This is a genomic window from Bacillus sp. 196mf, assembly GCF_003217275.1.
GTDB lineage: Bacteria > Bacillota > Bacilli > Bacillales > Bacillaceae_G > Bacillus_A > Bacillus_A thuringiensis_S.
Genome location: NZ_QJTG01000006.1, coordinates 21,578 through 39,956 on the forward strand (window position 1 = coordinate 21,578; position 18,379 = coordinate 39,956).

Consider the following 18,379-nt stretch of genomic DNA (forward strand, 5'->3'; position numbering starts at 1 on the left):
CCTTCCTCTCTTATCTATATTGATACCTTCCGACAAACGCCAAAAAGACATGAGGAAAAAAAGATAGAACGATAGCTATACAAAGGGTAGTATATCCCTTTCTCTAGCTTACATTCCTTACTTTTCTCCACTCATGCCTGATCGAATCAGTAACACGTGTCAAAAATAGGTTTACGTATAAGTTCACTATAATTAAGGCAAACGTTTTCGTTACTCACCTTAATGTGTTTGTCGAAATTTGTATAACTTTGCAATAGTTATTATACATAACTATTGTAAGCGATTCAATCATTTTTTTTAACGTTTTCATTTTAGACAAAAATATATGACTTATTACACATGCTCTGCCTTGACTAAGCGTTGCAAGTGCATCGTTAAATAAATACTTTCAGCTTCATATACAGGTAGTTGCAACTCTTTTTGCATGACCTTAACTAGCTTCCAAGCTACGTTATAGCAAACTGGATACTCCGCCTTTAATAAATCGGCAAAACTTTGCGATTCTTCTACTTTTTCTCCCTTTTTCACCCTCTCAATAGCATATTGAAGATGACGAATAAGGCGTAAATAATGAATGCTCTCTTGATCTAATGTAATTTCTAAGTTTGTCTCAATTAAAGATACAAGTTGTGCAATGAGACGGGAGTTTTGATTAACTGAAGATAAATCAGAATTTGTAAGCGAACTGTAAATGTGAAGTGCAATAAAACCAATTTCTCCTTCTGGCAATGTAATTTGCAAACGAGAATTTAAAAGTTCTACAACACCTTCCGCAATTTCATATTCCTCTGGATAGAGCATTTTTGTTTCAACTAAAAAAGGATTATCAATTGTAAGTCCTTGTTTTAACCTTTTAATTGCAAATGAAATATGATCTGTTAACGCAATATGAATATGTTCATTTAGTGGAGATTTCGCTTTTTCTTGAATGTACAGCATAATATCGTTCATCAATTCAATTAATTTTTCACTAACATGCGGCACTAATAATTTATATTGTTCACGATCACGTTCATTTTTTAAGACAAACATTTTTTCGATTTGTTCTTGCTCCAATACATCTTTCGCTTTTTTCCCAAATCCAATTCCTTTACCAATCACTACTACTTCCTCGTGTTCAGGATGGCTAGCAATGATGACATTATTATTTAAAACTTTTTTAATTTCTAGATAATTATTCATATAACACCACCCTCGTACTTAAATAGCCTACTTTTATGTTACAGAATATTCTTCTTTGTCGTCAATGTAAAACATCTGCCATTTAATAAAAATTCATTTTTTAGACATGTTTATATATGATGCGTATAATGTAAGAGCACCTGTACATAGAAAGGAGATAACAGCATGATTAAAATGTTTGTAAGTGATATCGATGGTACAATGATGCAACACGGAGGTCTTATTGATGAACAAGATGTTGCGGCACTACGCAGCCTCGCCGAGCAAAATGTTATTCTTTGCTTCGCTTCCGGAAGACTTGATAATGAAATTGCAGACTTAATGAAAGCTGTAAATACAAATTTTCATCGTATTAGTGTAAATGGTGTTTTTGTATATACACATGAAAATAAACAACTATTATCTGCAACTTTTGATTCCAGCATACTTCCCGATTTGTTAGCTATGACGAATGAAAATCCTTATTTCCGTTATGTAAGTGATGAGCATAATTATTACATTGAAGAGAAAACACCTTTTATTCAAGAACTTGAACAACAAGTAACAATGACTTCTGTTGAAGAACCAAACTTACTACAGAAGATTGATGATACAATTTTCCCAAATAAAATTTCCGTCGGTGGAACAAAGGAGAGCTTACAACTCCTTCAAAAAAAAATTGATGAAAAATTCCACGGGAAAGTTAGCACTTTCATCTCAGCAGAACAATGTTTAGATGTAATGCCACCGAATGTTAGTAAAGGCTCTGCCATTTCTGTTTTATTAAATGAGTTTCAAATAAAACCTGAGGAAATTGCTTGTATAGGGGATTCTTACAATGATATTCCTATGTTTTCTTTAACTCCTCACAGTTTTGCTATGTCGCAAGCAGATGATGCAGTAAAAAAACACGCTCACTATGTAGTAAATCACGTCAAAGATGCTGTTAACCACGTAATTGCTCATAATAAAAATACGACTCATTCCTTATAAGGATGAGTCGTATTTTTATTTCTTTACATGTTATCCATTTTCATTTCGACTGTACTTCACAAACTGAAATATACTATTTGTTACGTGCGATATTCGTAATAAATTTATAACGATCTCCACGATAAATACATTTCACGTACTCTAGCGGTATCTCACCTTCTGAATATGACCATTGACGCATTACAAGTACAGGCGCCTTTTTAGGAATATGCAGATGTTCAGCTTCATTTTCCGTCGCAACAGAAGCTTCAATTGACTGAGTAGCGCTAACAAGTTTAAAGCCCAGTTTTTTCTCTAAATGTTCATATAAAGATTGTTGCAATATCTCTTCGTTAATATCTTTTACAAGAGCTGGCGACAAATATGTCGTCTCAAAAGCAATCGGTTCATCATCAGCTAAGCGAATACGCCTCACTTCATAAACCGATTCCCCCTCCTGTATTCTCAACCGGTCTGCTATTTTAGCAGTAGCTGGAACTAGGCGGAAACTAAGTAATTGACTACTTGGGTTCATTCCACGAGAAATCATATCTTCTGTGAAGCCCGTCATTCCTTGCAATTTTTGTTCCACTTTCGGAAGTTGGACAAATGTTCCAATTCCACGCTTCCGATATAAATAGCCTTGTTCCACTAAATTATTAATCGCCTGTCTGATTGTCATACGACTCACTTCGAACTTATCACAAAGTTCATTCTCAGATGGGATTTTATCTCCCGGCTTCCATTCGCCGTCCTCAATTAGCTGTTTCACCCACTCTTGAATCTGATAATAGATCGGAAATGGTGAATACTTGTCGATGTTCATCAGCAATCGCCTCACTGCATAAAGATAGAGCTTCTTGATCTGCGATTACGGTTACATTCGGATGACGTTGTAAAACTGTAGCCGGACACTCTTCACTATATTCACCTTGCAATAATTCTTTAACAGCTTCTGCCTTTTTAGAACCCATAGCAACAAGTAGAACTTGTTTCGCTTTCATAATGCTTCCAATTCCCATTGTAATCGCATGAGTTGGCACATCTTCTTCTTTTTCGAAGAAGCGAAGGTTTGCTTGGCGTGTAGATTCTGTTAATTCAACAATGTTCGTTGGAGAATTAAACGGTGTTCCTGGCTCATTAAATCCGATGTGACCGTTTTCACCGATTCCAAGAATCTGTAGGTCAACTGGGTTAGCAGTTAGAATGCCCTCGTAACGTTTGCACTCTTCCTCTAAATCACTTGCCATCCCGTTTGGTACATAAGTTTGTTTAAATGGAAGATGATCAAACAACTGTTCTTGCATGAAATAGTGATAGCTGTTTTTATCTTCATGTGGTAAATTTACGTACTCATCTAAGTTTACAGTGGTTACACGGCTTGTATCAAGTTTATTTTTTCGCATTTCTGCATAAATACCTAATGGAGAGCTTCCTGTAGCCATTCCTAATGTTGGATTTTCTTTTGTTTTTACAACTTCTTCAATTAATTTATAACCTGCTTCGGCTAGTTCTTCTGGAGTTTTTACAACAAGAATATTCATTTAATTACTTCCCTTCCTTCATATGAATTCCTAAACGAACCGTATCATATACATGTAAATCTTCATTCATCACAACAAAGTCTGCATCTTTTCCTACTGCTAATGCACCTTTATTATTTAATCCAAACTCTTCTGCTTGGTTAACTGATGTCATCAGTACTGCATCTTCGATTGAACAACCCGTAAATTCAATTACATTTCGGAAAGCTTGATCCATTTTTAGAATACTACCAGCTAACGTTCCATCTTCTAATCGAGCACTACCATCTTTTACATGTACTGGCTGTCCGCCAAGCTCATATAATCCATCTTCAAGACCTTTTGCGCGCATTGCGTCAGTAATAACACTTACTTTTTTCGGTCCTTTTAACTTATATGCTAATTTCACCATATCAGGGTGAATATGAATACCATCTGTAATTACTTCAACCATTACATCTGGATTTAATAACACATGACCAACAACTCCTGGTTCACGGTGATGTAATCCACGCATTTGATTGTATAAATGTGTCGCATGTGTAATCTTTCTATTTTTTAGTTGCGCATCAATTGCATCTGTATGCCCCATTGTGCCCACTACACCAGTTTCAGCAAGATATTGTTCAAACTCTAATGCTCCCTCTTCTTCTGGTGCATATGTTACTAATTTAATTAAATTCCCACTTGCTTCTTGCCATTGTTTAAATTGCTCAATATTTGCAGGAACGATATGTTCAAGTGGTTGTGCACCTGCACGTTTCTTTGAAACATAAGGTCCTTCTAAGTGAATATATTCGAAATGCGCTCCTTTTTCTTTTGCTTCTTTCGCAGCAGTTAGCGCTGCTTCAATTGCCTCTGGAGCTTGTGTCATTGTTGTCGGGAAGTAAGTTGTAACCCCTTCTTTTAACATTTCTTTACCTAGAGTTACTAACCCATCGCTATTTGCATCCATCGCATCAATATCGTATCCACCATGAATATGAACATCGATCATACCTGGAATTACAATCTTCCCTGTAGCATCAAAAACAGTTTCATTTTCTTGTGGTACATATTGAGCCATCAAACCAATTTCTTTAATGGTTTCTGCGTAACGGATAAATCCGTTTTCCACTATTTCTTGACCTGTGTAAATTTTGGCATTGATGACAATTTGCGTTTTCATTTTCATCGATCCTTTCCCATGAAATACCTACTTGTTATTATTACCTTATTCGCCTAGTTCCATCTTAATATATGCACGAGTAGTTGTCTATACATTCTAATGAAATTTCCTTTTTATTCAACAAAAAAGGAAATTTCTTACGTCCCTTATAATTATAATATATATTATTCATTTTTCCAAAAAGGGACAGTATCCACCCCTAATATAGAAATCACTTCAACAATGGCATTAACCCGCTAGACTCTAACATAACATGTTCACCATCTGTTTCTATTTCTACTGTACGTTTATTCGTTCTATATACCATTATACCGTGCCTTTTTAAGCGTTTTACTACACTTTGATGAGGATGTCCATACGGATTACTACTCCCGTAAGACAGAATAGCAAACTGCGGTTCCACTTTTTTTATAAACGTTTCACTTGTTGAAGTATACGAGCCGTGATGCCCCACTTTTAAAACATCTGCATGTACATCAAATTGTTTTAATATTTCATGTTCTGTCCGTACATCCGCGTCACCCATTAATAAAAAATCCGCTTTTCCATATCGCACCTTTAAAACAATTGAGGATTCATTATTTTCATCTTTTGATTTCCCATTGTTTAATACTTGTATAGAAACATGTGGATCCAGCGGTATATATTGCCCTTCCTTTACTGAAACGAAAGGTATCCCTCTTTTTTTAATATTATTCCGATATGTATGATAAGTAAGAGAACTATATGTTTTTCCGCTATCTAATATAAGCGATACCGGCATTTGCTCTACAATTGGAATTAGCCCCCCTATATGATCCATATCAGGATGAGTACTGACAATTACATCTAAATGATTAATCCCTTTCTCAATTAATTTCTGAATAATAACCTCTCCTGCTTCATAAGGTCCTCCATCAATTAACATTGTTTGTCCGTTTGGCATTATGATAAGTGTTGCATCACCTTGCCCCACTTTTAAAAAGCTCACTTTCATTTTACTAAGATGTTGCCGATGCATATGTAAAGGAGACGTAGTATGAATAGACATCATATACCTTTTAGCTGATGCGCTATTTAAAGAAAAACATAATAAAACAGAAACTAATAATAGAATAATCCGCATACCTCTCATAACTCGTCTCCTTTTTTCATTTAGTATGGCACTGTAAATAATTGATATACAAAAAAAAGCTTAGCAAAATGCTAAGCTTTTATTTCGATATCTCTTGTAAGGAACCGAAGAATAAATCCGCTTCATTCATTTGTTCATTCTCTTCAGAAAGCGGCGGTAAATCATCTAATGTTTTCAATCCAAATGTGTCCAAAAATTCTTTTGTTGTTCCGTATAAAATAGGACGCCCTGGTCCTTCTGCTCTTCCCATTTCTTTTATAAGTAAATGTGAAACCAACGTTTGTAACGCCTTATCGGTTTTAACTCCTCTAATCTCTTCCATTTCAGTCCTTGTGATTGGTTGACGATATGCAACAATCGCTAACGTTTCAAGGGCAGCTTGTGAGAGTGAAGCTGCTGTTGGTGTATCTATTAATTTTTGATAATATGAAGCATGTTCTTTCTTTGTAGCAAAACGATATACTTTTGCATACTGTACAATTTGCAAACCACGGTTTGCACCTTCACATTCTTGTTGCATTTCTTCTAAAATATTAATTACTTCATTCATTTCAATTTCAAGAACTTTCGCTATTTGTTCTGGATAAATCCCTTCATCACCAGAAACAAATAAAAGGCCTTCAATAATTGACTTTTGTTCTTTCCTATCCATTTCACGAGCTCCTTCCTTCTATTTTCCCATAAAAATACACATCAAAAAACCGAATCACAATCAATGCGTTCGGTTCAATATTTCTTCTCTTGTTCCAAACGATACATTAAAACATAGCATGAGATAAAGTGTTTCTATCCCAATTTCATATACTTGCTCTATGCAGATTTATTAGAGCTTGATACGAAAATTTCATCAAAATTATGTTCTTGCTCAATTATGATTTGTTGATTTTTCATAAGTTCCAGAACTGCTAAAAATGTTACAACCATTATTTCACGTTCATCATCAACAAACAAATCATGAAAACTTTGGCGACCACCCTTTATTTTTAACTGCTTTAAAATATCAGTCATTCGCTGTTCAATTGGTATTTCTTGACGAGTAATACGTGTTGTTACAGGTTTTTTTGCCTTTTTACGGCGCATTAATTTTTGAAATGCCGCTAGCATATCATATAACGTAACATCAAGAGGCAAGCTTGTCTCTTCTTCTTGTTGCAACGATGTAAAGTCAATTGGTGGACGTGTATATAGCTGTGCTCTTTCTTGTTCTCTTTCTTTTAACTCAGTAGCAACTTGCTTATATTTCTTATATTCAATTAACCTCTCCATCAATTCTTGACGAGGATCATCTATAAAATCATCACCGTTATCAAGTACATCTTCTTCATGTTTCGGCAACAACATTTTACTTTTAATTTGTAATAACGTTGCGGCCATTACTAAATACTCACTTGCAACATCTAATTGCAGTTCTTTCATCGTATGCACATAAGATAAATATTGCTCTGTAATATCTGCTACAGGAATATTATATATATCAATTTCATAACGATGTATTAAATGTAACAATAGATCTAAAGGCCCTTCAAAAGCCTCTACTTTAAAATTATATTGCACAAAGCATCCCACCACATTTTTTCTATAACAACATAAGTATAGAGCATACTCATGTTCTATCCAACCTTTTTAAGAAATTTAATTAAAAATAGACCGATGCCTATGTCATCATGCCCACCACTTCATATGATAAAAGTGTAGTAAGAACAATGTAGGAGGTCAAAAAACTATGGGTCACGTTGATTGTGGTTTTAGCGGTGGGTTCGCATTACTTGTTGTACTGTTTATTTTGCTAATTATTGTAGGAGCAGCTTGCTTCTGCTAATATGAACAATAACGGCTAGGGGGAAATCTCCTAGTCGTTTATTGTTCATATTTCTATGATACACTTATATGTATAACCGTTAGATAGGGGCGAGAAAACATGTATCCTACCGAATACATACAATTTTTAATTCATTTCCAAGGAGATTACGACTATTTTGAATGCCACGAAATACTAGAAGAGTACTGGAAGACAAAACCAAGAGGAAATCGTGATCATTACTTAGTTGGTCTCATTCAAATTGCAGTTTCTTTATACCACCAAAGACGTGCTAACTGGAATGGTTCCACAAAAATGATGAAAAGCGCAATCACAATTTTAGAAAAAAGCGGTGTGTCTTTACAACGTTTAGGAATTAATCAAGTACAACTTCTTTCCTTGCTCAATGAAAGATTGCAATCTATCCATAAAAAAGAACGTTTTGTACCTTTATTTTTACCCTTATCAGATCCATTGTTAGAGAAGCAGTGCATAGAGTTATGCAAAAAACAAAACCTCTCTTGGAAAGACTTGAATGCTATTCCAAGTGAATATATTATACACAAGCACACTTTGCGTGATCGCACAGAGGTCATTACTGAACGAAACGAACAATTACAAAAAAGAAAGCAGAGATAATAAACTACTTATCCCTGCTTTCACGAATGTATATTTTGTTCTAGCCCTTTACATTTTTCGCAAAAATTTGCTGTTTGCTCATTTCCGCAAATTGTAAACTCAAGAAATTTACTCTTTAACTCTTGAACCATCTTCGTTCCAATCCCCACATGACGGTGAGACGGATTTACACTTAAATGCTGAATTTCTAATACTTGATTCTCTTTTTTTACAATCCCCATTATTCCAACAAAATCTTCATTTTCTTTCCACAAATACAATTGCCAATCATCTTTTGCTTCATATTCTTTCATTGTCAATTGTAATGTTTTCAAATCTTTTTCAGTTGGCATAAACGAAAGAAGCCCCATTGCGATTTTTTCATAACTTTTTTTAAAACGAATTAACATAACCCTTATCCCTTCTCACAAAAGTTACAAACTAGTAATCCCCTCAATCACTCTTTTCATATCACATTCATTTTACAATATTTTCAACAGAGTGAGAAGAGTCTAAAACAACTTGATAATCATACAAAGCGAAAAGAAGAAAGTCAAATCTATGTTTCAGCACTATTCCTTTAATAAATAGAGTGAAAAAAAGAAAATTTTATATAGAATGAAAAGAAACATATCATTCAACATCACTTCATTCATAGTTACCCTAAAGCAGCACAATTCTAGCAAAATTAATATAACAAAAAGTATTTGTGGAAACATATAATGTAATGTATTCTATGTAATTTGTTAAAGGTTTGTTCTCACAAGCAATATATTTTAGCAACAATACTACTTGTATGATGCTGTAGAAGAAGTACTCAATCTCATTAAAAATAAAAAAGAGAGCAAAAGCTCTCTTTTCCCTTACCTTATTCTTCCCAAACTTTAACTTCTTTCATTACATCGCCTTGACGCATTTTTAATACTGTTTCAATACCGCTTGTTGCTTTACCAAATACAGTATGAACGCCATCTAAATGTGGCTGTGGCTCATGAACAACAAAGAATTGGCTACCGCCTGTGTTACGGCCAGCGTGAGCCATAGAAAGTGATCCTACAAGGTGTTTATGAGGGTTTCCATCAGTTTCACATGGAATAGAGTAACCTGGACCACCAGCACCTGTACCTGTTGGGTCTCCACCTTGGCTTACGAAGCCAGGAATAACACGGTGGAATGTAACACCGTCATAAAATCCTTGCTCTGCTAATTTTTTAAAGTTTTCTACTGTTTTTGGCGCTTCTTCTGGGAAAAATTCCAATTCGATTTTTTCACCGTTTTCCATTAATATGTATCCTAAAGTTTTCATATGTATATGTCTCCTTTCAACTATCTCAGCATTATATTACCACATTCATGACTAGAAACAAAAAGAATCCGACAATCTAGATACTTCTTTTTTAAAATGTGGAAAAAGCTAGGTGACAAATAAGAAATATATACTATAATAACTTTGTTGCCCGAAAATTTTAGAAAGAGAAAGGGAGCGGTTTTTCGTGAAAACGAAATTATTAGCTCTGCTATTAGCTGTAACGGTATTTATGATGCCAACAGCTTCATTTGCAGACATCATCGAGGGAGAATCAATTGTTACACTAGGAGAGAACTTATCCGAACAACAAAAACAAGATCTGTTAAAAGAAATGAAAGCACCGAAAGATGCTACAATTATTACTGTATCTAATGCGGAAGAACATAAATTTCTAGAAGGCATTGTTCCAAAAGCACAAATTGGTACGAGAGCAATTTCTTCTTCTATGATTACATACACAAAACCAGGATCTGGTCTTATTGTGCGATCAAAGAACATTAACTGGGTAACAGATGCAATGTACACTAACGCTTTGATTACAGCAGGTGTAAAAGATGCAGAAATTCAAATTACTGCACCTTTTAAAGTTTCAGGAACTGCAGCTTTAACTGGATTAATGAAAGCATATGAAACTGCGTCCAATAAACCAATTCCGGAAGAAGTTAAAAAAGTAGCGAATGAAGAAATGGTACAAACAGCCCAGCTTGGTGATAAAATTGGTGAAGAAAAAGCAGTTCAACTTGTTGCAAAAATTAAAGAAGAAATTGCAAAAGAACAGCCAAAAACAACAGAAGATTTACGTTCATTAATTAAAAAAATTGCTGATCAACTCGGCATTACATTAACAGATGAACAATTAGATAACCTAGTAGCGTTATTTGATAAAATGAAGAATCTTAATATCGATTGGAATCAAGTTGGTAGTCAATTAAACAAAGCAAAAGAACACGTTTCTGCCTTTTTAGGATCTGAAGAAGGACAAAGTTTTCTAGATAAAGTGAAAGATTTCTTCTCAAGTATCATTGATTTTGTTAAATCTTTATTCAAGTAAAAAAGAAGCCCGCCAGTGACGGGCTTCTTTTTTATACAAGTAACGGTAATTTCATAACAGCCTCTTCAACCGAACGCACTATATGATTTGCTTTCTCCTTTACATATGGATGGGCATGATGAAGAGTAAATGAATGCGGGGTTACTTCAAACATAGAAATATCATTGAAGGAATCTCCAATACAAGCAACTTCATTTGCTTCAATTTGCAAATGGTCCATTAGTCGCTTTAGAGCACTCCCCTTACTCACGCCTCTTGGCATAATATCAACATAGCGTTTACCTGATATAAAAACTTCCGCTTCGCCTTGAAACATATCTCGTAGCTCTTGATCTAACGTCACAATTTTCTCTTCTTCTCCAAAAACAAACAATTTTGCAGGGTGTACAGTCTTACCAAACTCTTCTTCTAACGCTTCAATTTCAGCGATATGCACGCCCATATACGCTTCAAAATTATGGTGATGTTCATTTTTCCTTTTTGTATATCGTTGCTCATTTGCACAAACAATATCCGCTAGTCCTTTTTTATGTATATATCGATATATTTCCTGGGCAACCGTATTTTCAAAACTCGATTCATGAAATAAATTCCCATCTGGAAGTAACATTGTCGCTCCATTTAAGCCAGTTGTGTAATATGGGAATGAAAACCTTTTTACAACTTCATCAATTCTGTGTGTAAAGCGGCCAGAGGCAAAACAAATATTTGTCCCTTTCTCAGCTAACCAACACAGCGCACGTTCATCTTCTTTTTGCATATGATTCACATCGTAAACGAGCGTGTCATCTAAATCACTTACAAATAATTTAATCATGTCCTCTTCCCCTTCCATACACAATATCTACTCTAAGTGTACACAAAAAATGTTTGATTTTTGTTAAAAAACAATAAATTTTTACTAAAAAAATAAACGGGTGTATAATCCCGTTTATTTTTGTCTTTTTACATTTTGAGGTCTTACAATACTTGGTCGTACTTTTAAACTAGACATCGTTGGGCGGAGTAAAATTTTTGTTAACGCGCCCCAATCAAATGGTAAAAACGGCCATAAATAAGGTGTTTGTAAACTTTTTATAGACGTTAAAAATAAAATTAATATCGTCATACCAATTACAAATCCCATCTCATGGAAGAGACCTGTTAAAATAATAACAAACAATTTCCCAACCTTATTTCCTAATCCTAATTCATAACTCGGTGTTGCATATGCACCAATCATCGAAACCGCTACATACAAAATTACTTCTGGCACAAACAAACCTACATCAATTGCAATTTGACCAATTAATATGGCGGAAATCAACCCTGCTGCAGACGATAATGGGGTTGGAGTATGAATAGCAGCCATCCTTAAAAACTCAAGTCCGACCTCTGCCATTAACACCTGTAATAGGATTGGTAAATGCGTCATCTTAGTCGGTCCAATAAAAGCAAGATTTGCTGGTAAAAGAGTTGGATCAAATACAAACACTAACCAAAATGGTAATAAAAATAACGAGAATATAACACCTAAAAAGCGCACCCAGCGTAAAAATGTACCGACAGCTGGATTTTGTCTAAACTCTTCTGCATGCTGTAAATGGTGAAAATATGTTGTCGGTGTAATCATGGCACTTGGCGATGTGTCAACAAGTACTAACACATGTCCTTCTAGTAGATGATTTGCTGCTACATCTGGCCTTTCTGTATATCGAATAAGCGGGAATGGGTTATAGCTTTGCTTTACAACAAATTCTTCTACTGTTTTATCCGCCATCGTAATTCCATCTACATCAATGTTATTTAATTCTTGTTTTATAATCTTTACTAAATCTGGATTTGCAACATCTTGAACGTATGTAATACAAATATCCGTTTGTGATCTATCTCCTACTCGAACCATTTCATTTCGAAGTCGTGGATCTCGAATTCTCCTACGAATTAACGCTGTATTTACAACGATATTTTCAACAAATCCATCCCTCGCACCGCGTACTACCTTTTCGGTATCTGGTTCTGTCGGTGTTCGCCCTGGATAACTACGAACATCAATCGCGAACGCTTCCGTTTCACCTTCCACAAATATCACAATGAGCCCTGATAATACTTGGAGCATTACCTCATCCATCGTTTTCACTTTGCTTACTTGTTGATGGATTAAGCGATTCTCTAAAAGCTTCACTGTATCTTCTTCTACATCCCTTATCTCATTTGTATCCACCGCTTCTTCTAAAATAGGGATAATATAATTTGTATCACAAAGTCCGTTTACAAATAACACACCGATTTCTTTATTCAAAATTTGAAATTTACGAATGCCAACATCGTATGTAACGCCTAGTCCAACTGTCTGCTTTAAATAATTTTCATTATCACTTATGAAAGTTGATATAGGGATATCCACTTTTTTAGGCTTCGTCATAAAAACCACTCCTTTCCAAAATTAATTGAATCGCTTTTCTAGTAATAGGTGATCCCCTCTCCCATTCATCATTCCCGCACATCTTACCAATGTCACCGACTCCAACGATGACAGGAACATTCAAGTCATCTAAACAATAAATTGTATCTCCGCTAATTCTGCCAATTTCACCATCTGGAAGTCCAAATTTATCAACACCGTATTCGGTTAAATTTCCGTTCCGATCTACACTTACATCTACACGTGCCCATTCCCAATGATGCGTATTAGACGCTACCGCTAAAATACCGAGCACATCAATTTGTTTATGGGTAGCTACATATTTTAAAGCCTTTTCACCAGATCCTTCTCCAATAAATCCACTGTCATCAAACATGACAAATACAGGGTCATATGGCGTTTGCATAATAAGCTCAACAACTTTTTTCCCTGTCAATTTGGTTGGATTACTTTGTGATGCTGAAATACACCTTCCCCCAAATTCCTTTGTTAAAAGCTCAATTGTCCGCTTTGCATATTCATCTCCATCTGTGACCAAAACAACCCTTCGTCTCATTTGATTTATCCTTTCGGTTTACATATAAGTGCTATAAAAAACGAAAACAATATCGCTGCGGAAATGCCCGCAGACGTTAAACTAAACATGCCAATACCAATTCCTAAATATCCATGTTTTTCTGCTGCATGCATTGCTCCGTGCAATAGTGAATGTCCAAAACTTGTAATAGGGACTGTTGCTCCAGCACCTGCAAACTTTATTAGTTTATCGTACAATCCAAATCCATCTAAAATTGCTCCGATGACTACAAAAGTTGCCATTAAATGAGCTGGTGTTAACTTTGCGAAATCTAACAATAGTTGCCCAATTACACAAATAGCTCCACCTACAAGAAATGCATATATAAAATCCACAATTCACTCTCCTTTAACTCTCTCAAATACGACACCATGTGCAATTGTTGGAATCGTTTCTTTCTGTTGCATCATTATCGGGCTTAATAATGCGCCAGTGGCAACGACAAAAATTCGTTGTAAATTCCCTTTTTGCATCTCGTGTAATAAATGGCCATATGTGACAACTGCTGAACAAGCGCAACCACTACCACCTGCAAATACTTCTTCTTGACTTGATTCATAAATCATTAATCCGCAATCATTGTATATATGTCCAAGATCGTAACCTTCCTCAAGTATAAGTTGTTTTGCAATCGGTGTCCCAACAGCTGATAAATCACCCGTAACAATCAAATCATAGTCATCGGCACTTCTTCTTAAATCTTCAAAATGCTGTTGAATTGTATGAGCTGCTGCTGGAGCCATCGCTGCCCCCATATCCAAAGGATTTGTGATTCCTAAATCTTGCACTTTTCCGATTGTAGCCGCCGTAATTTTAATTGCACTTTTTTCATTGCTAATTAATATAGATCCTGCACCAGTCACAGTTGAATTTGCTGTCCCTGGTTTTTGCCCACCGTACTCTGTTGGATAGCGAAATTGTCTTTCAGCCGTTGCATTATGACTACTTACTGTAGCTAAGACACGATTTGCAAATCCACCGTCTATAAAAGCTGAGCCAACTGCTAAAGTCTCCATAGACGTCGCACAGGCGCTAAACATTCCTAAAAAAGGAATGCCCCACTGACGCGCAACATAATTTGCTGTCACTGTTTGATTTAATAAATCTCCCGCTAAAAAGAAATCAATTTGCGATGTTTTTATATTCCCTTTTTGCACTGCTTGTTGAATTGAGTCTGACATTAATCTTCGTTCGGCGAGCTCCCAATTTTCCTCTCCACAATGCAAGTCATCATATGAAATATCAAAATCTTTTCCAAGAGGGCCCTCAGCTTCTTTCGGACCGACAGCAGTACCCGTTGCATTCACATATATATCGTTTTGAAATACCCACGTTTGTTTTCCGGTCAACCTCATACTAGCCCCTCCTTTAAGACATAAAAATTTTAAAGGTATACCTTATTAACCCAATGATATATGCACCAACAACCCCAAATACAATCACACTTCCTGCCAGTTTAAACATATTTGTCGCAATCCCTAGAACAATCCCTTCACTCTTATGTTCTAAAGCAGCGCTTGCCATAGAATTTGCAAATCCTGTTACCGGTACCGCTGATCCTGCTCCAGCAAATTGACCGATTTTATCATATACACCACACCCCGTTAAAATCGCGGATAATAAAACAAGCGTTGCAACAGTTGGGTTTCCTGCCTCTTGTTCACTGAAGTGAAAATAATGTATATAAAATTTCATCAATACTTCTCCAACTGTACAAATGAGTCCACCTACAAGAAATGCTTTGATACAATTTAGTAAATAGTTTGGCTTTGGATGATACTCCTTCACTTTATTTATGTAATCATCCTTCAACTTCTGACTTGTCATTTATATATTGCCTCCTACTTTACGAAATAAATCCAGTGAAACAACGACCCTATTACTTTCCCAAGTACAAGAGCAACGAGTAAAACAATAATCTTCCCCTCTACCCCTACTCGTTTAGCTAAAATAGGTAGAACATTTAACACCTCTGTTAATGCCGCAGCGAGCATTCCAATGAACGTACCACAAAATAGCCCTAATATAACGAGCCAATATTGCGACGTTTGAAGTGTAATGTTTTTCAAACTGCACCAAGCCCCTGTTAAAGTACCTGCAATGACTGCCCACTCAAAATATTGAATATGCTTTCCACTTCTCGTTAATTGGGCTAAACGGGGGATTATACCAAGTACAGCTAAAAATGCGACATATCCACTACCTACCGCTATCCCTCCAGCTAAACCAATTAAAATAACAAACCCAGACTCAATCATCGGCAAGTTGTTTCATATTATCCTTGTTTTCATTAACGATTACATACTGATCAAGTGACTGTTGGTATTGAAACATCTCAACTTCTAACGGACTCGGCTCTTCATTAATTCGTTTTTGAAATACATGATTAAAGAATAGAACCATCCCTAAACCAAGACCTAAAGAATAAGGAATTTGAAATAAAAGTGGTTGTGCATTGAATTCTCCAGTAATCATGTAATATAACCGTTGATGTACTTGTTGCATACTTACATCTTCATGGAAATAAATGATTGCAAGGGCCGCTCCAATGAACAGTAACAGCCATACAAGCCCGAAAAAAATTGGGTGTGCCTTCTTTTTTTCATATATAATTTCAACAAGAGTTTGTCCGGAACCGAGTAAATTAATTTGTACGTGAGATGCTTTCTGTTGAATAATCTCAATTACTTTCATAACATCAATTACAACATGCGTCTTATCATGCGCTGTTATTTTGTAAACTATCTCATTTTGTAACAACTCAACTACGGAAGAATCTCCGGCAAGTTGAGCAACATCGCCCAGCTTTACTTCATAAGTAGGAGAAACTTTTAAACGATTGCGCATTTTAATATAAATCGTTTGTTCCAACTTTCATTCACCCCTTCACTCTTCCTCGTAGTTGTAGTATGGTTATTGAATTTTTTTCTAATACAATTTTTTCATAAAAAAACATCTGCACCATTTTGGTACAGATGTTTTTTACTTATGCCTTTTTCTTAAATAAGTTTGCAATACTTAATGCAAGCCCTCCCCAAATGACTACTATTCCAATAACCATCATCATAATCGCTGATCCACTCATTATGAAACACCTCGATCTTTCCATTCTTTTTCAAGCTTGGCAGAATCCGAATGAATTTGTGCATCCCATTTTTTCAGGCCAATGATTATTGCAACTATGAGGAATGCTGCTGCTATCGACCAACCATACGTTACAACAAACTCAGTCGGATAATCTCCGTAGTTCTTTTTAATATTTTGGATTGTACCATCAATTAGCATATAGCCTAACATAAGCGGAGTAATAACGAGTAAACTCACTCTCCAAAACGTTCCTAATTTAATATCAGATACAAAGTTTGCATGATTTTGATAAACTGGTAAACGGCGTAAAATGAGCCCTATCGTAACTACTTCCGCAAGTGCAATTGTAATTAATCCGAAATTATTAGCGAAATAGTCGACAACATCTAAGAACATAAGTCCACCACGTGTTGCAAAAACAAGAGAAACTAACACGAGAAGGGTTCCCATAATTCCAATAGTTTTTTCCCGACTTAAACTGAATTTTTCAGATACAGCGGCAAAGCATACTTCCGCGAGTGAAATAAGTGATGTAATTCCAGCAACCGTTAACGATAAGAAAAATAAAACACCAAACAACGGTGACATCGGCAATTCATTAATAATTTTGGGAAATACTACGAACGCAAGCCCAACGCCAGCACTTGCTACTTTATCAACCGGTACTCCCATATTATTTGCCATAAATCCAAGAGCTGCAAAGACCCCAATACCTGCTAATAATTCAAATCCTGAGTTTGCAAATCCAGTAATAAAGGCATTATTTGTTGTATCCGAGTTTTTCGGTAAATAACTAGAATACGTAATCATAATTCCAAATGCTAAAGATAAACTAAAGAATATTTGACCGTAAGCAGCAAGCCATACTTTCCCATCAAAAATACGACTCCAATCTGGTTTAAAGAATGCATCTAGTCCTTGCATAGCACCTTCCATCGTCACTGCACGAACAACGATAATAAGGAACATAACAACTAATAAAGGAATAAATATACGGTTAACAACTTCGATTCCTTTTTTAACTCCTTTAAATGCAACGCCAAGCACAATAATCCAAACGAGAGCTAACGGAATTAATACTTCTGGTACAAGTCCTCCAAATTGTCCTGGCTTATCTGCAACATGTAAGTACTCTTTAAATAAAAATGATTGCGTGTCTTTTCCCCATGCTCCAGTAATTGCAAAGTATGTATACGATATAGACCAAGCAATAATCACTGCATAATATGTTGAAACGATAAATGTTACGCACATTTGCCACCATCCAATAAATTCTGCACGCGGGCTAATACGGAAAAATGTAAGTGGTGCTGAGCCACGATGACGATGACCAAGGGCAAACTCAAACGCTAACAATGAAATACCAGTCGTTAATAATGCAAATAAATACGGTAAAAAGAATGCTCCTCCTCCATTTTCATACGCTGTATAAGGAAAACGCCATATGTTTCCTAATCCAACGGCAGATCCGACCGCTGCGAAAATAAAGCCAGCCCTCGTTCCCCATTGTTGCCTCGTTTCCATGTTTCCTTCCCCCTTTATGACAAGTTCATACTTGGATTATATTTTAAATTGACTAAATTATCAATAAATTCTG

23 protein-coding genes are annotated in these 18,379 nt (G+C 35.7%); 4 read left to right on the plus strand and 19 right to left on the minus strand.

Annotation, left to right across the window (positions count from 1 at the left end; all coding sequences use genetic code 11):
• Positions 1 to 333: 333 nt before the first annotated feature.
• Positions 334 to 1,182, minus strand: a complete 849-nt coding sequence (glcT, locus tag ATL10_RS11125) for a glucose PTS transporter transcription antiterminator GlcT (protein WP_001067322.1) — start codon at positions 1,180 to 1,182, stop codon at positions 334 to 336.
• A 165-nt stretch (positions 1,183 to 1,347) separates the two neighbouring features.
• Between glcT and ATL10_RS11130 the strand changes: the two genes are divergently transcribed.
• Positions 1,348 to 2,154: a Cof-type HAD-IIB family hydrolase gene (locus ATL10_RS11130; protein ID WP_000594250.1), complete on the plus strand. Its 807-nt coding sequence runs from the start codon at positions 1,348 to 1,350 to the stop codon at positions 2,152 to 2,154.
• 73 nt (positions 2,155 to 2,227) lie between these two features.
• Here ATL10_RS11130 and ATL10_RS11135 read toward each other — a convergent pair whose 3' ends face one another.
• From ATL10_RS11135 to scpA, 6 genes are all read right to left on the minus strand, one after another.
• A complete protein-coding gene (locus ATL10_RS11135) occupies positions 2,228 to 2,959 on the minus strand; it encodes a GntR family transcriptional regulator (RefSeq protein WP_014894892.1) in 732 nt (243 codons plus the stop codon).
• Positions 2,889 to 3,677: a glucosamine-6-phosphate deaminase gene (nagB, locus tag ATL10_RS11140; RefSeq protein WP_001024208.1), complete on the minus strand. Its 789-nt coding sequence runs from the start codon at positions 3,675 to 3,677 to the stop codon at positions 2,889 to 2,891. The genes ATL10_RS11135 and nagB overlap by 71 nt, the downstream gene beginning before the upstream one ends.
• A gap of 4 nt (positions 3,678 to 3,681) precedes the next feature.
• Positions 3,682 to 4,824, minus strand: coding sequence for an N-acetylglucosamine-6-phosphate deacetylase (gene nagA, locus ATL10_RS11145; protein WP_001987227.1), 1,143 nt, complete (start codon positions 4,822 to 4,824; stop codon positions 3,682 to 3,684).
• 211 nt (positions 4,825 to 5,035) lie between these two features.
• Positions 5,036 to 5,938, minus strand: a complete 903-nt coding sequence (locus tag ATL10_RS11150) for a ComEC/Rec2 family competence protein (RefSeq protein ID WP_001214828.1) — start codon at positions 5,936 to 5,938, stop codon at positions 5,036 to 5,038.
• 79 nt (positions 5,939 to 6,017) lie between these two features.
• Positions 6,018 to 6,590, minus strand: coding sequence for a segregation/condensation protein ScpB (gene scpB / locus ATL10_RS11155; RefSeq protein WP_000375171.1), 573 nt, complete (start codon positions 6,588 to 6,590; stop codon positions 6,018 to 6,020).
• Between the two features lie 158 nt (positions 6,591 to 6,748).
• A complete protein-coding gene (gene scpA / locus ATL10_RS11165; RefSeq protein ID WP_001199751.1) occupies positions 6,749 to 7,492 on the minus strand; it encodes a segregation/condensation protein A in 744 nt (247 codons plus the stop codon).
• A gap of 169 nt (positions 7,493 to 7,661) precedes the next feature.
• On the opposite strand from scpA, the gene ATL10_RS11170 reads away from it, so the two are divergent.
• Both ATL10_RS11170 and ATL10_RS11175 read left to right on the plus strand, forming a co-directional pair.
• Positions 7,662 to 7,757 (plus strand): YjcZ family sporulation protein, encoded by a 96-nt coding sequence (locus ATL10_RS11170; RefSeq protein WP_000510194.1) that lies wholly within the window; start codon positions 7,662 to 7,664, stop codon positions 7,755 to 7,757.
• A 99-nt stretch (positions 7,758 to 7,856) separates the two neighbouring features.
• Positions 7,857 to 8,375, plus strand: coding sequence for a DUF309 domain-containing protein (locus ATL10_RS11175; protein ID WP_000283610.1), 519 nt, complete (start codon positions 7,857 to 7,859; stop codon positions 8,373 to 8,375).
• Between the two features lie 20 nt (positions 8,376 to 8,395).
• Here ATL10_RS11175 and ribT read toward each other — a convergent pair whose 3' ends face one another.
• Complete coding sequence (gene ribT, locus ATL10_RS11180) at positions 8,396 to 8,764, minus strand: GNAT family N-acetyltransferase RibT (protein ID WP_090977129.1); 369 nt, start codon at positions 8,762 to 8,764, stop codon at positions 8,396 to 8,398.
• A gap of 458 nt (positions 8,765 to 9,222) precedes the next feature.
• Positions 9,223 to 9,660 carry a peptidylprolyl isomerase gene (locus ATL10_RS11185; protein WP_000853788.1) on the minus strand — a complete coding sequence of 146 codons (438 nt, stop codon included), beginning with the start codon at positions 9,658 to 9,660 and terminating at the stop codon, positions 9,223 to 9,225.
• 187 nt (positions 9,661 to 9,847) lie between these two features.
• Here ATL10_RS11185 and ATL10_RS11190 point away from each other — a divergent pair, with 187 nt between their 5' ends.
• Entirely contained in the window at positions 9,848 to 10,714 is an 867-nt protein-coding gene (locus tag ATL10_RS11190; protein WP_000850513.1) for a DUF1002 domain-containing protein, read from the plus strand.
• A 31-nt stretch (positions 10,715 to 10,745) separates the two neighbouring features.
• Here ATL10_RS11190 and ATL10_RS11195 read toward each other — a convergent pair whose 3' ends face one another.
• The 10 genes from ATL10_RS11195 to ATL10_RS11240 all read right to left on the minus strand — a co-directional run bounded on the left by ATL10_RS11195 (position 10,746) and on the right by ATL10_RS11240 (position 18,306).
• On the minus strand, positions 10,746 to 11,549 hold the full coding sequence (locus tag ATL10_RS11195) for a Cof-type HAD-IIB family hydrolase (protein ID WP_003271593.1): 804 nt from the start codon (positions 11,547 to 11,549) through the stop codon (positions 10,746 to 10,748).
• 96 nt (positions 11,550 to 11,645) lie between these two features.
• Positions 11,646 to 13,118 carry a spore germination protein SpoVAF gene (gene spoVAF / locus ATL10_RS11200; RefSeq protein WP_000165595.1) on the minus strand — a complete coding sequence of 491 codons (1,473 nt, stop codon included), beginning with the start codon at positions 13,116 to 13,118 and terminating at the stop codon, positions 11,646 to 11,648.
• Positions 13,105 to 13,674: a stage V sporulation protein SpoVABEA gene (spoVAEA, locus tag ATL10_RS11205; protein WP_001254416.1), complete on the minus strand. Its 570-nt coding sequence runs from the start codon at positions 13,672 to 13,674 to the stop codon at positions 13,105 to 13,107. The genes spoVAF and spoVAEA overlap by 14 nt, the downstream gene beginning before the upstream one ends.
• 5 nt (positions 13,675 to 13,679) lie before the next feature.
• Entirely contained in the window at positions 13,680 to 14,030 is a 351-nt protein-coding gene (gene spoVAE, locus ATL10_RS11210) for a stage V sporulation protein AE (RefSeq protein ID WP_000345907.1), read from the minus strand.
• 3 nt (positions 14,031 to 14,033) lie between these two features.
• Positions 14,034 to 15,050, minus strand: a complete 1,017-nt coding sequence (gene spoVAD / locus ATL10_RS11215) for a stage V sporulation protein AD (protein WP_110496927.1) — start codon at positions 15,048 to 15,050, stop codon at positions 14,034 to 14,036.
• Positions 15,051 to 15,063: 13 nt separating this feature from the next.
• On the minus strand, positions 15,064 to 15,522 hold the full coding sequence (gene spoVAC, locus ATL10_RS11220) for a stage V sporulation protein AC (protein WP_000203808.1): 459 nt from the start codon (positions 15,520 to 15,522) through the stop codon (positions 15,064 to 15,066).
• 14 nt (positions 15,523 to 15,536) lie between these two features.
• On the minus strand, positions 15,537 to 15,953 hold the full coding sequence (gene spoVAB, locus ATL10_RS11225; RefSeq protein ID WP_000572941.1) for a stage V sporulation protein SpoVAB: 417 nt from the start codon (positions 15,951 to 15,953) through the stop codon (positions 15,537 to 15,539).
• A complete protein-coding gene (locus ATL10_RS11230) occupies positions 15,946 to 16,566 on the minus strand; it encodes a stage V sporulation protein AA (RefSeq protein ID WP_000438367.1) in 621 nt (206 codons plus the stop codon). The genes spoVAB and ATL10_RS11230 overlap by 8 nt, the downstream gene beginning before the upstream one ends.
• A gap of 115 nt (positions 16,567 to 16,681) precedes the next feature.
• Positions 16,682 to 16,780, minus strand: coding sequence for a methionine/alanine import family NSS transporter small subunit (locus tag ATL10_RS11235; protein ID WP_000016826.1), 99 nt, complete (start codon positions 16,778 to 16,780; stop codon positions 16,682 to 16,684).
• Positions 16,780 to 18,306 (minus strand): sodium-dependent transporter, encoded by a 1,527-nt coding sequence (locus tag ATL10_RS11240; protein WP_090977125.1) that lies wholly within the window; start codon positions 18,304 to 18,306, stop codon positions 16,780 to 16,782. The genes ATL10_RS11235 and ATL10_RS11240 overlap by 1 nt, the downstream gene beginning before the upstream one ends.
• Positions 18,307 to 18,379: the final 73 nt, after the last annotated feature.